This window comes from Salmonella enterica subsp. enterica serovar Typhimurium str. LT2, assembly GCF_000006945.2.
Lineage (GTDB): Bacteria > Pseudomonadota > Gammaproteobacteria > Enterobacterales > Enterobacteriaceae > Salmonella > Salmonella enterica.
Map to the genome: position 1 here is coordinate 1,534,972 of NC_003197.2, position 20,333 is coordinate 1,555,304.

Annotated in this window: 16 protein-coding genes, 3 pseudogenes and 16 other annotated features; of the genes and pseudogenes, 5 read left to right on the plus strand and 14 right to left on the minus strand. The window is 52.3% G+C overall.

Annotated features, from left to right (window positions below):
* Positions 1 to 25 precede the first annotated feature (25 nt).
* Together ydgK and ydgT are read right to left on the minus strand one after the other, a co-directional pair.
* Positions 26 to 477, minus strand: a protein-coding gene (gene ydgK / locus STM1460; protein ID NP_460423.1) for a putative inner membrane protein. Within the gene, positions 26 to 466 belong to an annotated coding region; the region does not span the whole gene.
* Positions 472 to 477 (minus strand) — a ribosome-binding site (putative RBS for ydgK; RegulonDB:STMS1H001684). It overlaps the preceding gene by 6 nt.
* A gap of 77 nt (positions 478 to 554) precedes the next feature.
* The gene (gene ydgT, locus STM1461) for a putative cytoplasmic protein (RefSeq protein ID NP_460424.3) occupies positions 555 to 785 on the minus strand. Within the gene, positions 555 to 770 belong to an annotated coding region; the region does not span the whole gene.
* Positions 780 to 785 (minus strand) — a ribosome-binding site (putative RBS for ydgT; RegulonDB:STMS1H001685). (Overlaps the previous gene by 6 nt.)
* A gap of 540 nt (positions 786 to 1,325) precedes the next feature.
* Between ydgT and ydgJ the strand changes: the two genes are divergently transcribed.
* Positions 1,326 to 2,441, plus strand: a complete 1,116-nt coding sequence (gene ydgJ / locus STM1462; protein ID NP_460425.3) for a putative oxidoreductase — start codon at positions 1,326 to 1,328, stop codon at positions 2,439 to 2,441.
* A gap of 74 nt (positions 2,442 to 2,515) precedes the next feature.
* Here the strand turns inward: ydgJ and add are convergent, their stop codons facing one another.
* The 5 genes and pseudogenes from add to manA all read right to left on the minus strand — a co-directional run bounded on the left by add (position 2,516) and on the right by manA (position 7,019).
* Complete coding sequence (gene add, locus STM1463) at positions 2,516 to 3,517, minus strand: adenosine deaminase (RefSeq protein ID NP_460426.1); 1,002 nt, start codon at positions 3,515 to 3,517, stop codon at positions 2,516 to 2,518.
* A 222-nt stretch (positions 3,518 to 3,739) separates the two neighbouring features.
* Positions 3,740 to 3,873 (minus strand): annotated as a pseudogene (gene malY, locus STM1464) (pseudogene; in-frame stop following codon 16).
* A gap of 9 nt (positions 3,874 to 3,882) precedes the next feature.
* A pseudogene (gene malX / locus STM1465) lies at positions 3,883 to 4,102 on the minus strand (pseudogene; frameshift).
* Between the two features lie 118 nt (positions 4,103 to 4,220).
* Positions 4,221 to 5,742 (minus strand): putative periplasmic protein gene (gene ydgA, locus STM1466; RefSeq protein ID NP_460427.1). Within the gene, positions 4,221 to 5,729 belong to an annotated coding region; the region does not span the whole gene.
* Positions 5,737 to 5,742, minus strand: a ribosome-binding site (putative RBS for ydgA; RegulonDB:STMS1H001688). It overlaps the preceding gene by 6 nt.
* An 89-nt stretch (positions 5,743 to 5,831) precedes the next feature.
* The gene (gene manA / locus STM1467) for a mannose-6-phosphate isomerase (RefSeq protein ID NP_460428.1) occupies positions 5,832 to 7,019 on the minus strand. Within the gene, positions 5,832 to 7,007 belong to an annotated coding region; the region does not span the whole gene.
* Positions 7,014 to 7,019, minus strand: a ribosome-binding site (putative RBS for manA; RegulonDB:STMS1H001689). Its footprint overlaps the gene before it by 6 nt.
* Positions 7,020 to 7,103: 84 nt before the next feature.
* Positions 7,104 to 7,112, plus strand: a -35 signal (putative -35_signal for fumA; RegulonDB:STMLTH004489).
* 15 nt (positions 7,113 to 7,127) lie between these two features.
* Positions 7,128 to 7,136, plus strand: a -10 signal (putative -10_signal for fumA; RegulonDB:STMLTH004489).
* 52 nt (positions 7,137 to 7,188) lie between these two features.
* Positions 7,189 to 7,194 (plus strand) — a ribosome-binding site (putative RBS for fumA; RegulonDB:STMS1H001690).
* A 12-nt stretch (positions 7,195 to 7,206) separates the two neighbouring features.
* On the opposite strand from manA, the gene fumA reads away from it, so the two are divergent.
* Both fumA and fumC read left to right on the plus strand, forming a co-directional pair.
* A complete protein-coding gene (fumA, locus tag STM1468) occupies positions 7,207 to 8,853 on the plus strand; it encodes a fumarase A (protein NP_460429.2) in 1,647 nt (548 codons plus the stop codon).
* 59 nt (positions 8,854 to 8,912) lie between these two features.
* Positions 8,913 to 8,921, plus strand: a -35 signal (putative -35_signal for fumC; RegulonDB:STMLTH004490).
* Positions 8,913 to 10,424, plus strand: a protein-coding gene (gene fumC / locus STM1469) for a fumarase C (RefSeq protein NP_460430.1). Within the gene, positions 9,021 to 10,424 belong to an annotated coding region; the region does not span the whole gene. (Overlaps the previous feature by 9 nt.)
* Positions 8,940 to 8,948: a -10 signal (putative -10_signal for fumC; RegulonDB:STMLTH004490), on the plus strand. Its footprint overlaps the gene before it by 9 nt.
* Positions 9,009 to 9,014, plus strand: a ribosome-binding site (putative RBS for fumC; RegulonDB:STMS1H001691).
* Here fumC and tus read toward each other — a convergent pair.
* The 4 genes from tus to ompN all read right to left on the minus strand — a co-directional run bounded on the left by tus (position 10,421) and on the right by ompN (position 15,842).
* Complete coding sequence (gene tus / locus STM1470; RefSeq protein NP_460431.1) at positions 10,421 to 11,350, minus strand: replication termination protein; 930 nt, start codon at positions 11,348 to 11,350, stop codon at positions 10,421 to 10,423. The two genes, fumC and tus, sit on opposite strands and share 4 nt — an antisense overlap.
* A 75-nt stretch (positions 11,351 to 11,425) precedes the next feature.
* Positions 11,426 to 12,740, minus strand: a protein-coding gene (gene rstB / locus STM1471) for a sensory histidine kinase in two-component regulatory system with RstA (protein ID NP_460432.1). Within the gene, positions 11,426 to 12,727 belong to an annotated coding region; the region does not span the whole gene.
* Positions 12,735 to 12,740: a ribosome-binding site (putative RBS for rstB; RegulonDB:STMS1H001692), on the minus strand. Its footprint overlaps the gene before it by 6 nt.
* Positions 12,741 to 12,837: 97 nt before the next feature.
* Positions 12,838 to 14,551 (minus strand): putative periplasmic protein gene (locus STM1472; RefSeq protein NP_460433.1). Within the gene, positions 12,838 to 14,544 belong to an annotated coding region; the region does not span the whole gene.
* Positions 14,546 to 14,551 (minus strand) — a ribosome-binding site (putative RBS for STM1472; RegulonDB:STMS1H001693). It overlaps the preceding gene by 6 nt.
* A 145-nt stretch (positions 14,552 to 14,696) precedes the next feature.
* Positions 14,697 to 15,842 (minus strand): outer membrane protein N gene (ompN, locus tag STM1473; protein ID NP_460434.1). Within the gene, positions 14,697 to 15,830 belong to an annotated coding region; the region does not span the whole gene.
* Positions 15,837 to 15,842 (minus strand) — a ribosome-binding site (putative RBS for ompN; RegulonDB:STMS1H001694). It overlaps the preceding gene by 6 nt.
* A gap of 44 nt (positions 15,843 to 15,886) precedes the next feature.
* Here ompN and STM1474 point away from each other — a divergent pair.
* Positions 15,887 to 16,245: pseudogene (locus tag STM1474) on the plus strand (pseudogene; frameshift).
* Positions 16,246 to 16,309: 64 nt separating this feature from the next.
* Here STM1474 and rstA read toward each other — a convergent pair.
* Positions 16,310 to 17,041, minus strand: coding sequence for a response regulator in two-component regulatory system with RstB (OmpR family) (gene rstA / locus STM1475; RefSeq protein NP_460435.1), 732 nt, complete (start codon positions 17,039 to 17,041; stop codon positions 16,310 to 16,312).
* Between the two features lie 120 nt (positions 17,042 to 17,161).
* Positions 17,162 to 17,167, plus strand: a ribosome-binding site (putative RBS for ydgC; RegulonDB:STMS1H001696).
* Between rstA and ydgC the strand changes: the two genes are divergently transcribed.
* Positions 17,162 to 17,503 (plus strand): putative inner membrane protein gene (gene ydgC, locus STM1476; protein NP_460436.1). Within the gene, positions 17,168 to 17,503 belong to an annotated coding region; the region does not span the whole gene. It overlaps the preceding feature by 6 nt.
* Before the next feature lie 61 nt (positions 17,504 to 17,564).
* Here ydgC and ydgI read toward each other — a convergent pair.
* The gene (gene ydgI / locus STM1477) for a putative amino acid transporter (protein ID NP_460437.1) occupies positions 17,565 to 18,957 on the minus strand. Within the gene, positions 17,565 to 18,947 belong to an annotated coding region; the region does not span the whole gene.
* Positions 18,952 to 18,957: a ribosome-binding site (putative RBS for ydgI; RegulonDB:STMS1H001697), on the minus strand. It overlaps the preceding gene by 6 nt.
* Positions 18,958 to 19,245: 288 nt before the next feature.
* Positions 19,246 to 20,203, minus strand: a protein-coding gene (gene ydgH, locus STM1478; RefSeq protein ID NP_460438.1) for a putative periplasmic protein. Within the gene, positions 19,246 to 20,190 belong to an annotated coding region; the region does not span the whole gene.
* Positions 20,198 to 20,203 (minus strand) — a ribosome-binding site (putative RBS for ydgH; RegulonDB:STMS1H001698). Its footprint overlaps the gene before it by 6 nt.
* Positions 20,204 to 20,333 lie beyond the last annotated feature (130 nt).

A 20,333-nucleotide genomic window follows, 5' to 3' on the forward strand; every position in this document is an offset into this window, starting at 1 on the left:
CGACAACAGGTTAACTGTAGGGTTATTACGGATTAACAAACGTTGTTTTAACGCGCGCTGAACGTTTGAGATAAGGCACAATGAGCGCCGTTGCCAACAGTGGGAAGAGTAACTGACGCACGGCAAAGGCATCTGAGACGGGCGAAAAGGCAAATGCTTTAACCGCCAGTAACACCGACACCAGCAGCCAGATAATGTAATGCTTCGGCACGCAGCGTCTGCGCTTGAAGAATGCGATCGTCAACCACAGGGTATAGTACCACATGGCGATAGCGGTAATAAATGAAATGCCCCATAGCAGTAAATTACCGGTTTCCTGTCCGCTAAGCGTCTTGAACGTTTGCGGTGTGGCAAGCGCCATAACGTAGAGTAATAACGCCAGCGAGGCGCTCAACAACGCGACTAACAGCCAGGCTAACGGGCCAAGAAGCCAGCCTCCAATTCGTTGTGGCGGTGTTGTAGTCATATCTTCTCCGGGGTTACGCGCATTAACGGTCATGCCGCTCATTTTGGGGCAAATATTATAAGGTTTTTGATGTTAAACGCTACTTTCTTTATTGCACATAGCGCCAGACGGATTGCGGAACCTGACCTACATCAAACAGGCGTCCTCCGGAAACCAGTTCGGCACGGCGGTGATCTGCAGCGCGATACATATTAACAATGTCCATGTCATCAGTAAGGGTATAGTTAAGGTGGTCGAACAGTTTTTCCAGACTTTCGAGCGAACTAATTTTGCGGAATTTTAATAGATAATCCTGAACAGTCATATAAAGTTGATCCATATTAAATATAATGCCAACGGAGTAGTCACTGATAAAAAATAAACAAAACCGCACCAGTGAGAGGTCAGGGGTGCAGGTAAAAAGGGAATATTCTTACCGGTAAAGAGTCAGGCGCCACATGGCGCCTGGGGCGAAAGGTTAACGCGCTTTCCTACAACAGGCAATAAACGTCAGACCAGATAGGACATATTTCGTTTTTTTTGCCGGTTTTTGACTTTTCTTTGCACCCCCCGGGGCGCCGCTTACCGTACCACGCGAAAATGCCTTTACATTATCTGACGCTTACTTCTTCTGGACGGAAGCCGTGGGCTCTGGTGGTTGGTAATTGTCAATATGGTTGGCAATACCTAAAAGAATGACTGAGATAACGAGAACTATCCACCCAGTTAATTCAATAAGACGATTCATTATTGACGACATTTGCTTTGATTTATCCATAAACACAGGGGGTAAATGTTACTTTCCTGGCGAACGGTCGGCAAGAGGGAGGGAAACGTTTTCAGCCTCTGTTCTGTAACAAGTTAATCATTTGATGCTACGTTGATGGTCAGGACGCTATTGCGGCTAATCGCACGATGGTGTGGAATAGCGATATCTAAAACCGGAGGCAGTGAGATGAATGATAAAATCCGCGTTGGGTTAATCGGTTATGGCTACGCCAGTAAAACCTTTCATGCGCCCTTAATTATGGGAACGCCAGGGCTAGAGCTTGCGGCGGTATCCAGCAGCGATGAAACAAAAGTGAAAGCAGATTGGCCGGCGGTTTCCGTGGTCTCTGAGCCCCGACATTTATTTAACGATCCGCATATCGACCTTATCGTGATCCCGACGCCCAACGATACCCATTTCCCGCTGGCGAAAGCTGCGCTGGAAGCCGGTAAGCATGTGGTGGTTGATAAACCCTTTACCGTGACACTGTCACAGGCGCGAGAATTGGATGCGCTTGCGCGGAGCACTGGTCGGGTACTTTCCGTCTTCCACAACCGACGCTGGGACAGCGATTTTTTGACGCTGAAGGCCTTGCTGGCGGATGGCGTGCTCGGCGAGGTGTCCTTGTTTGAATCCCACTTTGATCGCTTCCGTCCCCAGGTGCGCGACCGCTGGCGCGAGCAAGGCGGGCCGGGAAGTGGTATCTGGTACGATCTGGCGCCGCACTTGTTGGATCAGGCCATTCAACTTTTTGGCCTGCCGGTCAGCATGACGGTGGATTTAGCGCAACTGCGTCCGGGCGCGCAATCTACAGATTATTTCCACGCGATTTTATCCTACCCCCAGCGCCGCGTGATTTTGCACGGTACGATGCTGGCCGCGGCGGAATCCGCGCGATACATCGTTCATGGTTCGCGCGGTAGCTATGTAAAATATGGCCTCGATCCCCAGGAAGAACGGTTAAAAAACGGCGAGCGTTTACCGCAGGAAGACTGGGGATACGACATGCGTGACGGCGTATTGACCCTGGTTGAGGGAGAGACGCGCAAAGAAGAAAACTGGCTTACGTTGCCGGGTAACTATCCGGCATATTATGCCGCCATCCGCGATGCGTTAAACGGTAACGGTGAAAATCCCGTGCCAGCAAGCCAGGCGATTCAAATTATGGAGTTGATTGAACTGGGCATGGAATCGGCAAAACATCGCGCGACGCTGTGTCTTGCCTGAGATGTCGCATTTCTCCGCCTGGGATAGCATTAAACCGCAGGCGGAGAGAGGGCGTTAGCATCAATAAAGCAATCTTACGCCTCGGCCACTTTTTCGCGCAGCGCACGTTTTTCGCTATCGCTCAGAAAGGCGATTTCCAGACCGTTAATCTGCGCCTGGCGAATCTGTTCGCGGCTCAATCCTGCCGCTGGCGCGGCGACGTGATATTCATGGATAATATCTACGCCCTGAACAGCCGGATCGTCCGTATTAAGACTGGCGAGAACGCCATGCTCAAGGAAGGTTTTGAGTGGATGATCCGCCAGCGATGCGACGGTACTGGTCTGAATATTCGAGGTCAGACAGGATTCAATACCGATACGCTGCTGTGCAAGAAAATCCATTAACGCGCGATCTTCGACAGCTTTTACGCCATGTCCGATACGTTCGGCCCCCAGTTCGCGAATCGCCTGCCAGATACTTTCCGGCCCTGCGGCTTCGCCAGCGTGAACGGTGATATGCCAGCCCGCATCGCGCGCCCGATTAAAGTGCGACAAAAACAGACTGCCGGGAAAGCCCAGCTCATCACCGGCTAAATCCAGCGCGGTGATGTTCTCTCTGTGCGCCAGCAGCGCATCAAGCTCCTGTAAACATGCCGCCTCGCCGAAGGTACGGCTCATAATGCCAATGAGTCGTGCCTCGACGCCAAACGTGTTACAGCCGTCGCGTACGCCGTCGATAACGGCTTCAACCACGCCTGCGATTGGTAACTGATGCGCCATCGCCATATAGCCGGGCGAAAAGCGAAGCTCGACGTAATGCAGGCCGTTACGTGCCGCATCTTCAATATTTTCAAAGGCCACACGGCGGCAGGCGTCAAGCGATGCCAGGACTTTTACCCCCCAATCGAGTTTAGTGAGAAAGCTTACTAAATCGGGTTCGGTTGAGGTGACCTGGACATGCGGAATCAGCGTTTCCAGCGTTTGGGCGGGAAGGGCGATGTTGAACTGCCGACCAAGATCCAGAATTGTTTGGGCGCGAATGTTGCCATCAAGGTGGCGGTGGATGTCAGTCAAAGGAAGCGTAATATCAATCATGGGCGCACTCAATTTTTAATAAAAGTGCGCACCATTATACTACAGATTGATAATGCTCTGGAAATTTTGCAAAAACGGAGTCATTACGTTGCAACTTCGCGAGAGCGCGGGAGAAATTTTGTATCATTCTCTTTAACGCGCCCCCGGTCAGCTCACGGGGGCGTCTCTGTTATCGCCTCTCAGGATAAAGGGTCAACCCCCCGCCTGTAGACAGTATCAGCGAACGGTGCGGTGGCAAAATCCATATCCGAGATCGTAAAGGGGAGCAGATCGGCTTCGCCAAAACGATCGGCGACATAATCCCACTACGTACACCATGTCCCGCGTCGGTCAACTTCCTGTGAAAAATCGAACATATCCCTTCCTTATGCCTGAACGGTATTCATCAGGCCAACCATTTCATCTTTTACCGACTGAACCTGCGGGCCGATAATTACCTGCAAATTATGCTGATTGAGCTGTACGATGCCTGTCGCGTGATTGTCCTTCAATGCCTGGACATCGACAAACGACATATCTTTCACTGACAGGCGTAGGGGGGATGCAGTTGTCCAGACTCACGATGTTTTCCGTGCCGCCTAATGCTCACGACGAGCACCATGTGCGGAGTCAAACGATAGCCGCTCGCCTGGTAACGCAAAAGTAGAGGCTGCGCGTCGTTCGGCGCAGACCGGGTGCAGCGTCGCGACACCCGGCAAGGCGATTATTGTTGAGGCAGCGCCGGAACGTCCGGAACGGAAAGCGCCGGCATCCCAAACAGGCCGACAAAGTCTTCCAACGGCATTTTTTGTCCGTTGAGCGTGATCTGGCCATTGGCGTACTGCAAACTGGAGGCGATAGTATTATCCTTCAGCGTTGTCAGTCGGAACATCTGACCCATTGCGGACAGCCCCTGCACCTGCTGTTTTGCCAGTTTTTCCGCATCATCCTGCTGATAGCCTTCCAGTTTTGCTATCTGCGTCATAAACTCGACCGCCATGTCCATTGGAATTGCCAGTTTCGCATCCAGCGATTTCACGGAGCGGTCGACTTCCTGCGCCAGCGTTTGTGGTTGTGCCGTTGTGGTTGCCGGATCTTTGAGGAACAGCGACAGATTCAGCGTGGTTTCCCCTTTGGCGTTTTTCCAGCTAAGCGGCGCCAGAGTCAGTACCGGATCGCCTTTTAACAGCACGGGGAGAGCGCTAAAGAACGCTTCGGTGACTTTTTGCTGATAAAGCTCAGGATTCTGCGCCACGTCCGGCTGATTCAGCAGCGCCTGCGTTTGCGCATGATATTGCTGACTAAACTGGTGCCAGGCTTCGCCGTCGATTTGGCCGACTTTCAGCGTTAATTTACCGCTGCCCAAATCCTGATTCTGCACTTTCAGGCTGTTAAGCGAGTAATCCAACTGGCTGTTAATGGTTTTTCCGTCGTTGACGAGATCGGACTTGCCGGTAATTTCCATCCCTTCCAGCACCGCCATCTCTTTACCCTCAATGGCGATGGACAGTTTATCCAGCGTTAACTTTTGGTCGCCCACACGTTCGCCAAAGCTTGCCAGTTTACTGGTACCGTCGGTTTTCAAATTATTAAAGGTGAGTTGGACCTTCTGATTATATTCGTTAACGGCATCGACCAGGCCGCTCTGCGCTTCGCCTGACAGCGAAACCACATTACCGTCTTTATCGGCGTTAAGCTGGAACTCGCCGCCGCTAAAGGCGACCTTTTCACCGGCATTCTCGTAGTTTAACGGCTTGAGAGAGATATCGGAGCGGGTATCGCCGCCATAACCAATGCGGGTATTGATAACAAAGGGCGCGTCGCCTTTCGCAATATCAAAGAGGGGTTTTGCCGCATCGTTATTCACCAGAGTGGTTTTTACCGACGCCATAGAAGGGATCAGATTGAGCGTTTTGAGCTGGGCGAGCGGGAAGGGGCCATGTGAAACGGACTCGTCCAGCACAATGCTTTGCCCGGGCTTCAACCAGGTATTGTCTGCGCCGGCAACCGGTTTGACAACCAGTTGCAGATGGCTACTGAACACGCCGCGCTGGTAGTTTTGATAACTTAATTCGACACCGGCCTCCGGCGCAGTACGCTTGAGCTGTTCATTGGCCTGAGTCACCATTTCTGCAAGATGGTTCTCCAGCTTTTTCCCCGTATACCAGGCGCCGCCTGTCCAGACGATGCCAAGTGCAATTACTACACCTGCAGCTACCAGTGTTTTTTTCATATCAATTGTCCATAAAAATGAAACCAGGCGGATTAAACCGCCTGGAGGAGTTTTACGTCTGTTATAAGCTTAGCAAGAGTTGTTAAAAAATTCAGTACGTTGCTACAGCTTGTTATAAACACGCGCTAAACGGCCCGTGCCGCTGGCGTTAACCGGAGACTCATCCGCGCCGATAAAGGCAGATTCACCCGGCTTCAGTACCAGACGCTGTTCATCTTTACGTAACACCGCCTCACCCTCAACGCAGAACAGAATCGCGGCGCTGTGTTGGCCGATGCTCGTCTCCTGAAGCGCCAGGTCGTGCAGTGAAAAAGCAAAATCGTCAACCGGAATTGGGAAGTCCAGCTCCGCGCCGCTTTTCACCGGGGCAGTCAGCAACTCGCCGGCAGGCTTAGGTTCGAACTTCACGTTCGCGACCAGCTCAGGGATGTCGATATATTTTGGCGTAAGGCCAGCGCGCAGAACGTTATCGGAGTTCGCCATGACTTCCAGCGCAACGCCCTGCAGATAAGCATGAGGCGTTTCAGCAAACAGGAACATCGCCTCGCCGGGATTCAGTTTGACCACATTCAGCAACAAAGGAGAGAAAAGCCCGCTGTCGTCAGGATAATACTCTGAAATCACGCGGATCGTTTGCCACGGTTCGCCTTGCTGGCTGTTAAGCGCCGCTTTGAGTACGGCTAACGCGCGGGATTTTTCTTCGCCTTGCATATTCAACAGGCTGGCGAAAAGCTGGCTCAGACGTTCAGCATTCGGCACCTGCAAAAAGTGGGCGATAGCGGAATGCGCGCCGGCGACAGGTTGCAGTAAAGAGACAATGTCAGAAAATTCGCGGAACGCGTTCATCGCCAGGAAAGGCGTCAGGGCAAAAACCAGCTCTGGTTTATGGTTAGGATCTTTATAGTTCCGCTCTGCGGCATCCATGGGGATACCCGCCGCATTTTCTTTCGCGAAACCGATTTCGGAGTTGCGTTTATTCGGGTGCACCTGAATAGAGAGCGGTTGTGCGGCGCACAGTACTTTAAACAGAAACGGCAGTTCGCCGAAACGGTTGGCTACCGCTTCGCCCAGCATGGCGGTTTTATTCTTTTCGATGGCGTCACGCAGGGAGACGGTTTCGCCGTTGGCGGTGGTGATTCGCGAGCTGCTTTTGGGATGCGCGCCCATCCAGAGTTCAGCCATTGGCTGCTGCTGCGGATTGGCGATGCCATAAAGTTCCGTTAACGCAGTTTTACTTCCCCAGGCATAGTTTTGCACTGAGTTAATGAGTTTTTGCATTATCAAGCCCTGTTTCAATGTGGAGATCAATGGGAGGTATTAAACCAAGAAACCCGCATGAAGTAACCTCCGGGCGTAAAAAGTCGTACTTGTCTCAGTTTTTGTTAAAAAATTGTGTAGGATAGTGTTACTCGCTTTGAGTCGGGCAATGGAACACCTGCCCAGAGAATAACCATACCGAGCGGTAAGTGAGAGCACAATGTCAAACAAACCCTTCTTTTATCAAGACCCTTTTCCCCTCAAAAAGGACGATACCGAGTACTACTTGTTGACCAGCGAACATGTTTCCGTCGCCGAATTCGAAGGACAAGAGATCCTGAAAGTCGCGCCGGAAGCGCTAACGCTGTTGGCGCGTCAGGCCTTCCACGATGCGTCTTTTATGCTACGTCCCGCGCATCAGCAGCAGGTGGCGGATATTCTGCGCGATCCGCAGGCCAGTGAAAACGACAAATATGTCGCGCTGCAATTCCTGCGAAACTCCGATATCGCGGCCAAGGGCGTGTTGCCCACCTGCCAGGATACCGGTACGGCCATTATTGTCGGCAAAAAAGGTCAACGCGTCTGGACTGGTGGAGGTGATGAAGCGGCGCTGGCTCGCGGCGTATATAACACCTATATCGAAGATAACCTGCGCTATTCACAGAACGCGGCGCTGGATATGTACAAAGAGGTCAATACCGGTACTAACCTGCCGGCGCAGATCGATCTCTACAGCGTCGATGGCGATGAATATAAATTCCTCTGTATCGCTAAAGGCGGCGGATCGGCGAATAAAACCTACCTCTATCAGGAGACAAAAGCGCTTCTGACGCCGGGTAAGCTTAAAAATTATCTCGTCGATAAGATGCGTACGCTGGGCACCGCCGCTTGTCCGCCGTATCACATCGCGTTTGTCATTGGCGGCACCTCGGCGGAAGCGAACCTGAAGACCGTTAAGCTGGCCTCGGCAAAATACTATGATGCGCTACCAACCGAAGGCAATGAACACGGGCAGGCCTTCCGCGATATTGAGCTGGAAAAAGAATTGTTGCTTGAGGCGCAAAATCTTGGCTTAGGCGCGCAGTTCGGCGGCAAGTATTTCGCTCACGATATTCGTGTCATCCGATTGCCGCGCCACGGGGCATCGTGTCCGGTAGGTATGGGCGTGTCCTGCTCCGCGGATCGAAACATTAAAGCGAAGATCAACCGGGACGGGATCTGGATCGAGAAGCTGGAGCGCAATCCCGGTAAATATATTCCAGAGGCGCTGCGCCAGGCGGGAGAGGGTGAGGCGGTGCGCGTTGATCTTAACCGTCCCATGAGCGAGATACTGCAACAACTGTCGCAGTATCCGGTATCAACGCGCCTGTCGCTGAACGGCACGATTATTGTGGGCCGCGACATCGCGCACGCTAAACTGAAAGAACGGATGGACAGAGGCGAAGGTTTGCCGCAGTACATCAAAGATCATCCTATCTATTATGCGGGGCCGGCAAAAACGCCGGAAGGGTATGCCTCCGGGTCGCTTGGGCCGACTACCGCAGGACGAATGGACTCTTATGTTGATCAGCTCCAGTCGCAGGGCGGCAGTATGATCATGCTGGCGAAAGGCAACCGCAGCCAGCAGGTGACCGATGCCTGTAAGAAACATGGCGGCTTCTACCTGGGCAGTATCGGCGGCCCGGCAGCCGTTCTGGCGCAGGGTAGTATCAAGCGCCTGGAGTGCGTGGAATATCCTGAACTGGGTATGGAGGCTATCTGGAAAATTGAAGTGGAGGATTTTCCGGCCTTCATTCTGGTGGATGATAAAGGCAACGATTTCTTCCAGCAGATTCAGTCATCGCAGTGCGCGCGCTGCGTTAAGTAATGTCGCCGCCCTGCGGGGCGGTAACATGATTCGCTATTTTGCCGGAGAACGGCGCAAGCGCCTTATCCGGTCTACACCGTTGTGTTGTTATCGTTAATACTCATAAGACCGCAAACATGTGAGCAATGTCGACACATGATCTCATCAACTTGAGTAAGGAGCAGGTAATGGTAACGGTACGCCGCGAGAAAGATTCAATGGGCGCGATTGAAGTCCCGGCAGATAAACTGTGGGGGGCGCAGACTCAACGTTCGCTGGAGCATTTTCGGATTTCCACGGAGAAAATGCCCGTCTCGCTCATTCACGCTCTGGCGTTGACCAAGCGCGCCGCTGCGAAGGTCAACCAGGACTTAGGGTTGTTGGCGGCGGAAAAAGCCAGCGCGATTATCCAGGCGGCTGATGAAGTGCTGGCGGGAAAACATGCTGATGAGTTTCCGCTGGCGATTTGGCAGACCGGGTCCGGTACGCAAAGCAACATGAATATGAATGAAGTGTTAGCGAACCGCGCCAGTGAAATTTTGGGCGGCGTTCGCGGTATGGAACGCAAGGTGCATCCCAATGATGACGTCAATAAGAGTCAAAGCTCAAACGATGTTTTCCCAACCGCCATGCACGTGGCGGCGTTACTGGCGTTACGCGAACACCTTATCCCGCAATTATCCGCATTAACGGATACGCTTCGCGATAAATCCCACGCTTTCGCCGATATTGTCAAAATTGGCCGTACTCACCTGCAGGACGCGACGCCGCTCACCTTAGGCCAGGAGATTTCCGGTTGGGTAGCCATGCTGGAACATAACCTCAGACACATTGAGCACAGTTTACCGCACGTCGCGGAACTGGCGCTCGGCGGAACCGCAGTAGGGACAGGGCTTAATACCCATCCGGAATATGCCCGGCGCGTGGCCGAGGAACTGGCGACGATTACCGCGGCGCCGTTTGTTACCGCCCCCAATAAATTCGAAGCGCTGGCGACCTGTGACGCGTTGGTACAGGCGCATGGCGCATTAAAAGGACTGGCGGCCTCGCTGATGAAAATCGCCAACGATGTTCGCTGGCTGGCGTCCGGCCCGCGTTGCGGCATTGGCGAGATTGCTATCCCGGAGAATGAGCCAGGCAGTTCCATTATGCCTGGTAAAGTGAACCCGACCCAGTGTGAAGCGGTAACGATGCTATGTTGCCAGGTGATGGGTAACGATGTGGCCATCAATATGGGGGGCGCATCGGGCAACTTTGAGCTCAACGTCTATCGTCCGATGGTTATTCATAATTTTCTGCAAACGGTGCGCCTGCTGGCCGATGGCATGGAGAGTTTTAATAAACACTGTGCGTCAGGAATCGAGCCAAACCGCGAGCGTATTACGCAGTTGCTGAATGAGTCGCTGATGCTGGTCACTGCGCTGAATACGCACATCGGTTACGATAAAGCGGCGGAGATTGCGAAGAAGGCGCATAAAGAAGGGCTGACGCTCAAAGCCTCAGCCGTGGCATTAGGATACCTTAGCGACGAGGAGTTCGACGCCTGGGTACGTCCGGAGTTGATGGTTGGCAGTATGACGCCGGGACGTTAATCCGCCACATACAGGTGCAGTCGCGGAATAATCAGTCGCAGCGGCTGCGCCTGTGGTTTAAAACGGTGCTGAATATTGTCGGCGTCATAGTTTTCCAGCCCGCCAATATCCGGCACGCCAGCGCCGTTGTCCGTGTTGATTAATGCGATAATCGGCGTGGGGCAGGCGTGTTGCACCTGTTTCTGCTGGCCTTTATACCAGATGCGGGAGATCGGCTGTACTTTAACCGGACGCTTAATCTTGAGTCGGGCCTGCTGCGGTAAGGCAGCGATATCCTGATATTCCCGTTCCAGCTTGAATTGCCATTGTTCGCGCGTCCACGGCGGGACGCTGCGCGGCGACGCGAGGCTTTTTTTCAACTGGCTCAGAACCTCATCCCGGCTTAAATTTTTAATAATATGTTTATTTGCCCAGCCGAAACGTATGGTGGCGGGGTTATTGATAAGCGTCAGCGTGCGGTAAGCGTTCAGCGTAATTAAGCCGGGTAGATGCCGATGCACCCACTCAAAACGTGCCGCTGAGGGAAGACCGGACTCTACCGTAACCATCTGCTCGAAGGTGGTTTTCAACTGGTTAATGCGCTGTATCTGATTTTCCAGATCTAACTGTGTCGCATTATCCACTTGATAGCATAAGACGCCAGGCAGGCGGACGGCGGCTTTACTGCTGCGGTTTTCGGACTGCTGTTGAATAAACAAATGGCGATAGTGACGTAGCGCCAGCGCTTCGGCCTCTTTCCCCAGATGTTGCGTTACCTCGATAGTATCCAGCGGCGCATGTTCCGCCTCTTTGGTCACCTGCGGCAGTGAAAAGACACGGGCGATAAGTAGCGAATGCTGCTGTAGATTATCCGTCAGCGCCGCCAGGTGTTGTTCTATCTGGCGAAAAGTGCCATTCAGGCGTTCAACGAGATCGTAGCGGGACATGGTATCACTCACTTTAGTTACAACATACTATATGTATAGCACAGTTCCCGCCGCTCAACCAGCGTGCAAAATGCGTCAGGCAGCGGTCATGTCGGGCATCGCGTGCCAGACCGGCCAGCGAAAGCTAAATTTTGCGCCGCCCAGTTCGCTCTCGTCACAGACGACGCTACCGCCCATCGCCAGGGCGATAGAGTGTACGATGGCGAGTCCAAGCCCGCAGCCGCCTGTCGCCCGGTCTCTACTGGGGTCGAGTCTGACAAAAGGTTCAAATACGCGCTCTCGCGCATCCGCTTCAATGCCGGGGCCATCATCTTCGACTATCAACGTTGCCTGACTGCCGTCGAGTAACAGACTGACCTGAACGGTGGTATGACTGTAGCGCAACGCATTATTCAGCAGGTTATCCAGCACTCGCGACATTAACCGCATATCAAGCGCGCCATAATCGCCGATTACACATGTGACAAGGTTTACGGCACGTTCCGGGGTCACGCTCTGCACATCCTGCAAATGCGCGAGCAACCAGGCGGGGAGGTCGGGTTCGGTCAACATCAGTTCATTTTGTGGTCGGTCAAGGCGCGCATAGGTGAGCAGTTCTTCAATCAGCGCTTCCAGTTGACCAATATCGCGATTGAGCGCCTGTGATTCCGGCGGTGTCAGATTTTCACTCATTTCAAGCCGATAGCGTAAACGTACCAGCGGCGTGCGAAGCTCATGGGCGATACCGTCAATCAGCTGTTTTTTACTGGCGATCAGGGCATTAATGTTATCCGCCATCTGGTTGAACGCGACGCCCAGACGTTCGAAACTGGAGCCATTATCGAAGTGCAGGCGTTCAGTCAAATGACCCTCGCCAAAGCGCTGCGCGGCGGATTCGAGCCTGAGCATTTCTTGCCAGTGCGGGCGCATCCAGATAAACACAGGAAAGGCGAGAGAAAAGGCAATGAGCGCCATTAAGGCGATATCCAGCAGTCGCATTTGATGCAGGAAATAGAGATAGGGAACCGGGCCAACCGCCAGGACGTAATGGCTGCGCGGGATACGCTGAATAAAGGTGTATTGATCGTCAAGCGCGACAATATCGCCTTCACGCAGTCGCTGCGTGGTGGCGGCATCAAGCTTATAGTGATTTAACGGTTCAACGCGTAAATCGAAAGAGAGGTTCAGGTCCATCTCTTTTAACGTTTTCCCCCATTCACGCGGCGGAATTTCCCGCAGTTCGCTGCGCATCAGATAGAGCGAACTTTTCATCAGATCGTCGAGCGATTGCCTGCCCGCGCGTTCGGCGGTGAATTTGTACACCAGTCCGACCAATAAGGTCATGACCAGAAAACAGACGAACAGCAAAAGGTAAAACTGCACAAACAGCTTTTTCATCAACGCCCACCGGATCTCAATACATTAGCTCTATCGCGCGCTGACGAAAAAGATTTCCCGTCAGCGCCGCTGGTGGGTTATAAAAGCAGGCTTTGCGTCAACTGACAACCTCATTGTCCGGCGTTAAGGTCCGGACTTTCGTGAACAATGCGTCCATCGACAAGCGTCAAAACAGCGCGAATGGTATCAATTCTGTCTTCCGGCATCGTCATAAATGGCTGATTGAGTACCGCCAGATCGGCCTGTTTTCCGACGCGAAGCTGGCCCCGGTGTTGTTCGGCAAAGGCGAGCCAGGCGGCATGACGTGTATATAACGCTAGCGCTTCCAGACGCGTGAGCCGCTCGCTGGCGGGTTTACGCACGGAACCGCCTGACGCTATACCGGTGATATGATATTCGATAGCGTGCCAGACACCGGCAATGCCAATACGCGTCGAATCGGTACCGCCAGCTACGACAAGCCCTTTATCCAGCGCCAGTCGAACCGGCGGCGAATTGTCCGTCGCGCCGGGTGGATTGGCGTCACGGATGGCAAGCCCCTCAAAGTAAGGCCCCATTTGCACAGTGTATGCCAGACCCAGCTTACGCATTCGCTCAAGCGTCTGTGGCGAACCGGTATTCAGATGCGCAATAGACCAACGGAGAGGGCGCAGATCGTACTGCTGAGCTACCTGCTCAAAAATCGTCAATATCGCGTCGGCGCTATCATCGGTATAGGCGTGGATCTCAAGCGGTATTCCCCGTTTTGCCGCAAATGTCGCGACCTGGCGAAGCGCGGTTTTGTCCTGCTCTGAGGAAGAAAACCCTGGGGCCATCCGCACGCCGTCATTCATTCCGGCCACCAGGCTTTCCCCCAGGCCAAGAAAAGCCAGTTGCCCGTCATCGGCACGCGCCGGGCGAAAGGCCATCAGGTTGCTGAACCACTGCGCTTCATGACCTTTCGCTTCTGGCTGTACCGGAATGCGATACCCCACGCGCAGCGGTAAATCCCCCTGGTTTCGCATTGCAAATAAAGGCTCATAAGCGGCGGCAGGCCCGGCAGAGGGGTCAATGATGCCGGTCACGCCGCGAGCGTTCATATCAGCGAAAAATTGCCGCAGACCACCCTCACGATCGGCGTTACGACTTATGCTGGCAAAAAGCTGGTTAAACGCGGCGATGTCACCAAATAATTTCCCCGTGGCGCTACCTTTTGCGTCGCGCTCTACGCGGATTCCCGCTAAATCAGGAGGAGGGGTGTTGTTAAGGCCAAGTACGTCTATACCGCGCTGATTCACTAACGCATAGTCGTAAAGATACTGAATATAAGCCGGATGATCGGGAAGGGCGTGACTCAGTTCGGCTACCGTCGGCGCCCGGTTTTCTGCAAATTGCGCCGGTATCCACGATCCCACTACGGCTACCCATTGATCGTGGGGACGACGGTTAGCGTCGGCGCGTAATTTATCCAGCGCGTCTTTAAGCGAAGGGCTGTCGTACCAGTAGGTTTCGAATGTCCAGGTTTGTCCGCCGCGAATGGCGTGGATGTGAGTATCGGTCAGGCCGGGTATCACGGTTTTACCCTGTAAATCGATGGTACGGGTATGGTCGCCGCGCCATTCATTTGTCGCCGTATCATCGCCAATCGCCACAATCCGCGAGCCGGAAATCGCCAGCGCGCTGGCCTGCGGCTGGGCATCATTCAGAGTGATGATATTACCGTTATGCAAAATAATATCCGCTGCCGGGCGGGCGGCGGTGGCTGCGCCTGTGGCCGTGAGCAGAAAGAGAAGCGCGGTTCTGGAAAGCAGAGACGGGACGAGACTGATCATTAGCATGTTCCTTTTGTCGGGCGATAAGCAAACCATAGAGAGCGAACAAGAATTGTTCAATCTGTGCCCAGGGAACTGTGCGTTCTGTTTTTAGAACGGTGGTGATGAAAAAAGAAAAGCCCGCCGAAACGGCGGGCTTGAGAAGAATTAATGAATAATTAGAACTGGTAAACCATACCCAGCGCGACGATATCATCAGTGCTGATACCGGCATCTTTATAGAACTGGTCGTCATCATCCAGCAGGTTGATTTTATAATCAACATAGGTGGAGAAGTTTTTGTTGAAATAGTAGGTAGCACCTACATCAGCATATTTAACCAGGTCTTTATCATCGCCATTAACGTTGTTATAGGTCAAATCTTTACCTTTAGACATCAGGAAAGAAACCGCCGGGCGCAGACCGAAATCAAATTGATATTGGGCTGTAACTTCGAAGTTTTGCGTTTTGTTTGCTACGCATGAGCGACAATCGTCATTGCCGTAAGGCGTCATATTACGGGTTTCTGAATACATTGTGGCCAGATAGATATTATTAGCATCATATTTAGCGCCAACAGTCCATGCATCCGCTTTATCACCGCCAGCGGTAGAGTAATTAACCTGACCATTAGTACGATCGGAAGTGGTATATGCCGCGCCGAAACTTACGCCCATACCCAGATCATAAGTTGATGAGATACCGAAGCCGTCACCGTTAGCGTTCTTCACGTTACGATCGCCGCCGTTATTAGTGCCTTCCTGCTCATGAGAAACCTGGTTTTCATTGGCACCCTGATATTGCAACGCGAAGTTCAGACCGTCTACCAGACCGAAGAAATCAGTGTTACGGTAGGTGGCCACGCCGTTAGCACGACCGGTCATGAAGTTGTCAGCGTAAGTGTAGGAGTCGCCGCCGAACTCAGGCAGCATATCGGTCCAGCCTTCTACGTCGTACAGGACGCCGTAGTTACGACCATAGTCGAATGAGCCGTAGTCGCCGAATTTCAGGCCGGCGAATGCCAGACGAGTCCAGGAATTAGCACCTTCGCCTTCGGTAGTGTTAGCCTGAACGTTATATTCCCACTGGCCGTAACCGGTCAGTTGGTCGTTAATCTGTGTTTCGCCTTTAAAGCCGACACGCATATAGGTCTGATCGCCATCTTTAGAAGAGTCATCAGAGAAATAGTGCAGGCCGTCTACTTTCCCGTAAAGGTCCAGTTTGTTGCCGTCTTTGTTATAAATTTCAGCGGCGTGTGCTGCGCCAGCAGCCAGCAGAGCCGGGATGACAAGTGCCAATACTTTTCTTTTCATTTTTTTATCCTTAAAAACTTAACTTATTTGCAAAAGATTGAACTTCTACAGATTCGTTGAATCAAAGGCATCCTAATCTGAATAATATTATTTCAGCAAATGCTAACTTTTCTTATATGTTATTAATTAATACAAAAGTTACTATCGGAAACGCATATATTTATGGTGAATATATTTGTTATTATGTATTCATGTATGTGATTTGTTTTATTTCACAATTTGCGAAAAAAGATGGCAATATAGCGGCGGGCAGACATTCTGTTATCAATTTTGTGAACTGGCTTCGAGTTTTTTTAATTTAACTTTCTTGAGCGAAAAAGACGTAATCATGAACCACAACGCAGAGAAAACGGTAATAAAGGGGCCGTTTCGACTAATAAAAATAGCATTCATGTATGCAATGTCTGTTTTTTGAACAGTGGCGGTGATGAGCATCGCCACTATGACTTGATAAAGGCAGGTAAAATCTGTCGGCTAACTTATCCCGTCGTTTCGTCCCAGGCATGAGGGGCAAAAAGATAGCCTTTATTGCGAATGGTCTTTATACGATAGGGCTCAGCAGCGCTATCCAGCAGTTTCTTACGCAGGCGGGAAATCGCTACATCCACGCTGCGATCCAGACCATCATAATTGACGCCGCGCAGCGTTTTTAGCAACGCGTCGCGATCCATAATTTGTCCGGCGTGTGTCGCCAGTTCCCAGAGCAATTCAAAATCGGCGGTGGAGAGCGATATGAAATCGCCATTGAGCTGGACCGCCCGGTTAAGGGGATCGATGGTTAACGCGCCAAAACGCAGCGCTTTATGCGGCGTAAGCGCGCTCTCCTGAAGACTTTTTGCCTGTTGCGTTTGTTCGCTTTGCCGCAGGTGTAAGCGCAGACGCGCCAGCAAAACGGCCGGAGGCGTGGTTTTGAGGATGTAGTCGCAGGCGCCCATCTCCAGCGCCAGAATATGATTCATATCACTGTCCAGCGAGGTGAGCAGGACAATCGGGCCTTGCCAGCGGTGGCGTAAATCGCGACATATCGTCATGCCATCTTTACCTGGAAGCATAATATCCAGTAAAACCAGATCGGGCTGAGTGGTGAGGATAAGATCCTCCGCCCGGTCACCACGCGGCTCAACAATGACATCAATATCATGTTTCGCCAGATAAGCGGCAATGAGAGAACCCACTTCAGCGTCGTCTTCAACAAATACAATGCGGTTCATATTATAAATGGAGAATAGAAAACGCCAACATACACCGCCTCTGTTTTCCCTTCCATAAATCTTTTCTAAACGAGAGCGGTTCCGTTATGCTACACGCTGTTGTTATTAGCGTGTTAAGGCAAGGTAATGGGACTCGTGATTAAAGCTGCCCTGGGGGCGCTGGTCGTCGTATTGATTGGTCTGCTGTCAAAAACGAAAAATTATTATATCGCCGGATTAATTCCTCTGTTTCCAACGTTTGCGCTTATCGCGCACTATATCGTGGCCAGCGAGCGGGGCATCGACGCGATGCGTACCACCATCGCCTTTAGCATGTGGTCGATCATTCCTTATTTCATTTATCTTGCAACGCTATGGTATTTCAGCGGCGTGATGCGCCTGCCCGTCGCGCTTGGCGGTGCGGTGGTCTGCTGGGGGCTAAGCGCGTGGCTGCTGATTTTTTGCTGGATTAAATGGCATTAATATTGGCAAAGACCGTGGTTTCCCCATCGTAATACAGACGGATATTACGATGGGGAGGTTGTCAACCCACCAGCATCCACGTAGCCGGAACCGCCGCGACCAGCAATAAACCAATCAGCACGACTTCCTGACGATTTAACACGTTGTCATGCTTGTGCGTCCGACGCGCATACAGGAAAACCAGTAATCCAGGCGCGTACAGTACGACGGACAGCAGCAGGTGCATGGGACCCGACGCGTATAACAACCATAAGCCATAAATACAGGCTCCGATACCGACCGCCCGATGGAGGGGACGTGTTGCAATCTTCAGCAGAAATGCGCCGACCAGAAAGTAGGGCACCAGAATCATTTCTGACGCAATCGTCAATAGCGTGTTGTAGTCCGAACCGGTCAGCCAGATCAGCACCAGACAGATTTGCACACAGATATTGGTGAGCCATAACGATGCAGAAGGCGCGCCTTGCGCATTTTGTCGCGCGAAGATGCCCGGGAAGGATTTATAGGCTGCCGCCAGAAATGGCACCTCCGCCGCCATAATAGTCCAGCTTAGATAAGCCCCGCAGACAGACACAATCAGTCCCGCTGCAATAATAATTTCTCCCCACGGCCCCATCATTTTTACCATTAGTCCGGCCATCGACGGGTTACGCATCTCCGCCAGTTCCGGACGCGCAAGAACGCCAAGAGAAAGCAGCGTGACCAGGAGATATATTCCCAGCGCCGCGAGGACCGCCAGTAGCGTGGCGCGGCCTACATCGCGTTTATTTTTCGCTCGGGCCGAGACGACGACGGCGCCTTCAACGCCAATAAACACCCACAGCGTAATAAGCATGGTGTTCTTGACCTGTTCCCATACGGGAATACCGAGTTCAACACCAGTGAAGTCCAGTGTGAAGGTATCCAGTTTGAACATCATGATAGCCAGCACAATAAACGCGCCGAGCGGCAACAGTTTCGCCAGAGTCGCGACCAGATTGATGCTGGCTGCCGTTTGTACGCCGCGCAGGATGAGGAAATGGACAATCCAGAGCAAGACTGAAGCGCCGACAATAGCCTGCCAGGTATTACCGTCACCAAACAGACGCAAGGCAGGCGTATCGGTAAAGAAACTCAGCGCTGAAAAGACGATAACCAAATAGGATACGTTGGCGATGACCGCGCACAGCCAATAGCCCCAGGCAGAACAAAAGCCAATCAGTTCGCCGAAGCCTTCGCGGGCGTAAGTAAAGATACCGCCGTCAAGCTCGGAGCGAATGCGCGTAAGGATTAACATGGCGAATGCCAGTAAGAGTATCCCCACGCCGGTAATGGCCCAGCCAATTAACAACGCAGCCGGACTGGCAACGGCGGCCATATTCTGGGGCAGACTGAAAACACCTGCGCCAAGCATTGAGCTTAAAACCAGCGCGGTCAGCGCGCTCAGTCCCAGTTTTTTTTCCATTGGTATCCAGCTATAAAAATGAAATTGGAAGAATAATTATTATGGCAAAACGCATAAAAATGGTGAAAGCCACTAAGGCGCGGGATTTTACGGAGAGAAGGGACCGCATGCAACGGCCTGGATAAGATTTATCGCCAAAAAAGCGAAAAGTGAGATTCATCGCGATATTTGACGGAACTGGCATCCCGCGAGAAAGTGCCGGATGGCGGCTTATCAGGCCTGCCGTTGAACGATCGTGTAGGCCTGATAAGGCAGGTATGCCGCCATCCGGCGAGAAAGCCTGATGGCGACGCGCGCCTTATTTATAGAGGTCGGCGCTGATGGTGATGTTATTACCGCGCTCCTGCCACTGACGCGTAATATGATAATACTTAGCGCCTTTCTTCGCCGCGCGTTTGGCGACCTGATAGGAGATTTCTGTCATATTGCCGTAGTTGCCGGTGAACTTAACGCTGTCGAAAGGCACCATCATCGCAGCCGTCGCTTTATTCAGCTCCTCAACTTTTGTGCCATCCGGAAGTGTGACAGTGTAACGTCCGCCTTTGGAGGATTGCGTTTCGAAGAAACGGCCTACTTCGGCGCTCGGCGAGGCTGACGTGGCGACGCCTGGAATTTCGACTTTCTTCGCAGCTTCGCCGCCCTGAGCCAGCGCGGCGCGGCCAGCTTCAGAGTCTGCCGGAATAGCGTCCGGGCTCTGGACGATGCGTTTTTTCGCATCTTGTTTATAGATAAATGCAGTGATGCGCTGGTTTCCGCCCTGATTCGCATCTATCTGACGAACAATATAGAAAGCGTATGCGCCTTTTTGTTTCGCCGCTTTCGTAATGGCATCGTTAACTTCCGGCTGGCTACGGTAGAAGCCCTGAACGGTGACGGTGTCATACGGTTCTAATTGTACGGCCTGGTCTTTCGGTAATTCCACGATGCCATTAATGACACGATTTTTGGGCGCGTCGGCTTTCGGCGCGTCGGCTTTATACACGTCCGCCACAACACGCCAGTTACCACTGTTGCCGAACTCCGAGGTGTCGACAACATAGAAGGAGGCTGCGCCTTCTTTATCTGCGCGGCGGGACACGGCGGAGACCGCATCGCCAATAGCATTAAAACGACCGGTAATAACGATGCGGTCATAAGGTTTTAGTGCAGCCGCTTGCTCCGGCGTCAGTTCTGTTGCTGCATGGACAGAAAAAGCAGCCGCAGAAAGCAGAGCCGACGCCAGGAGAGTGTTCTTAAGCTTCATAAAAATAATCCTTCGCCTTGCGCAAACCAGGTACTGGTATTGTTATTGACTAGAAACGTGGCTGATTATTGCATTTAAACCATATGGATGTCTGCGGGATTTTTCACGCATCGTGTCATGTATCCTATCTTTGATGATAACAT

Bases quoted from the DNA above. Each gene is read 5' to 3' on its own strand.
- ydgK (NP_460423.1), bottom strand. From the start codon at position 466: ATGACTACAACACCGCCACAACGAATTGGAGGCTGGCTTCTTGGCCCG.
- ydgT (NP_460424.3), bottom strand. From the start codon at position 770: ATGACTGTTCAGGATTATCTATTAAAATTCCGCAAAATTAGTTCGCTC.
- add (NP_460426.1), bottom strand. From the start codon at position 3,517: ATGATTGATATTACGCTTCCTTTGACTGACATCCACCGCCACCTTGAT.
- ydgA (NP_460427.1), bottom strand. From the start codon at position 5,729: ATGAAAAAAACACTGGTAGCTGCAGGTGTAGTAATTGCACTTGGCATC.
- manA (NP_460428.1), bottom strand. From the start codon at position 7,007: ATGCAAAAACTCATTAACTCAGTGCAAAACTATGCCTGGGGAAGTAAA.
- fumA (NP_460429.2), top strand. From the start codon at position 7,207: ATGTCAAACAAACCCTTCTTTTATCAAGACCCTTTTCCCCTCAAAAAG.
- fumC (NP_460430.1), top strand. From the start codon at position 9,021: ATGGTAACGGTACGCCGCGAGAAAGATTCAATGGGCGCGATTGAAGTC.
- tus (NP_460431.1), bottom strand. From the start codon at position 11,350: ATGTCCCGCTACGATCTCGTTGAACGCCTGAATGGCACTTTTCGCCAG.
- rstB (NP_460432.1), bottom strand. From the start codon at position 12,727: ATGAAAAAGCTGTTTGTGCAGTTTTACCTTTTGCTGTTCGTCTGTTTT.
- STM1472 (NP_460433.1), bottom strand. From the start codon at position 14,544: ATGCTAATGATCAGTCTCGTCCCGTCTCTGCTTTCCAGAACCGCGCTT.
- ompN (NP_460434.1), bottom strand. From the start codon at position 15,830: ATGAAAAGAAAAGTATTGGCACTTGTCATCCCGGCTCTGCTGGCTGCT.
- rstA (NP_460435.1), bottom strand. From the start codon at position 17,041: ATGAACCGCATTGTATTTGTTGAAGACGACGCTGAAGTGGGTTCTCTC.
- ydgC (NP_460436.1), top strand. From the start codon at position 17,168: ATGGGACTCGTGATTAAAGCTGCCCTGGGGGCGCTGGTCGTCGTATTG.
- ydgI (NP_460437.1), bottom strand. From the start codon at position 18,947: ATGGAAAAAAAACTGGGACTGAGCGCGCTGACCGCGCTGGTTTTAAGC.
- ydgH (NP_460438.1), bottom strand. From the start codon at position 20,190: ATGAAGCTTAAGAACACTCTCCTGGCGTCGGCTCTGCTTTCTGCGGCT.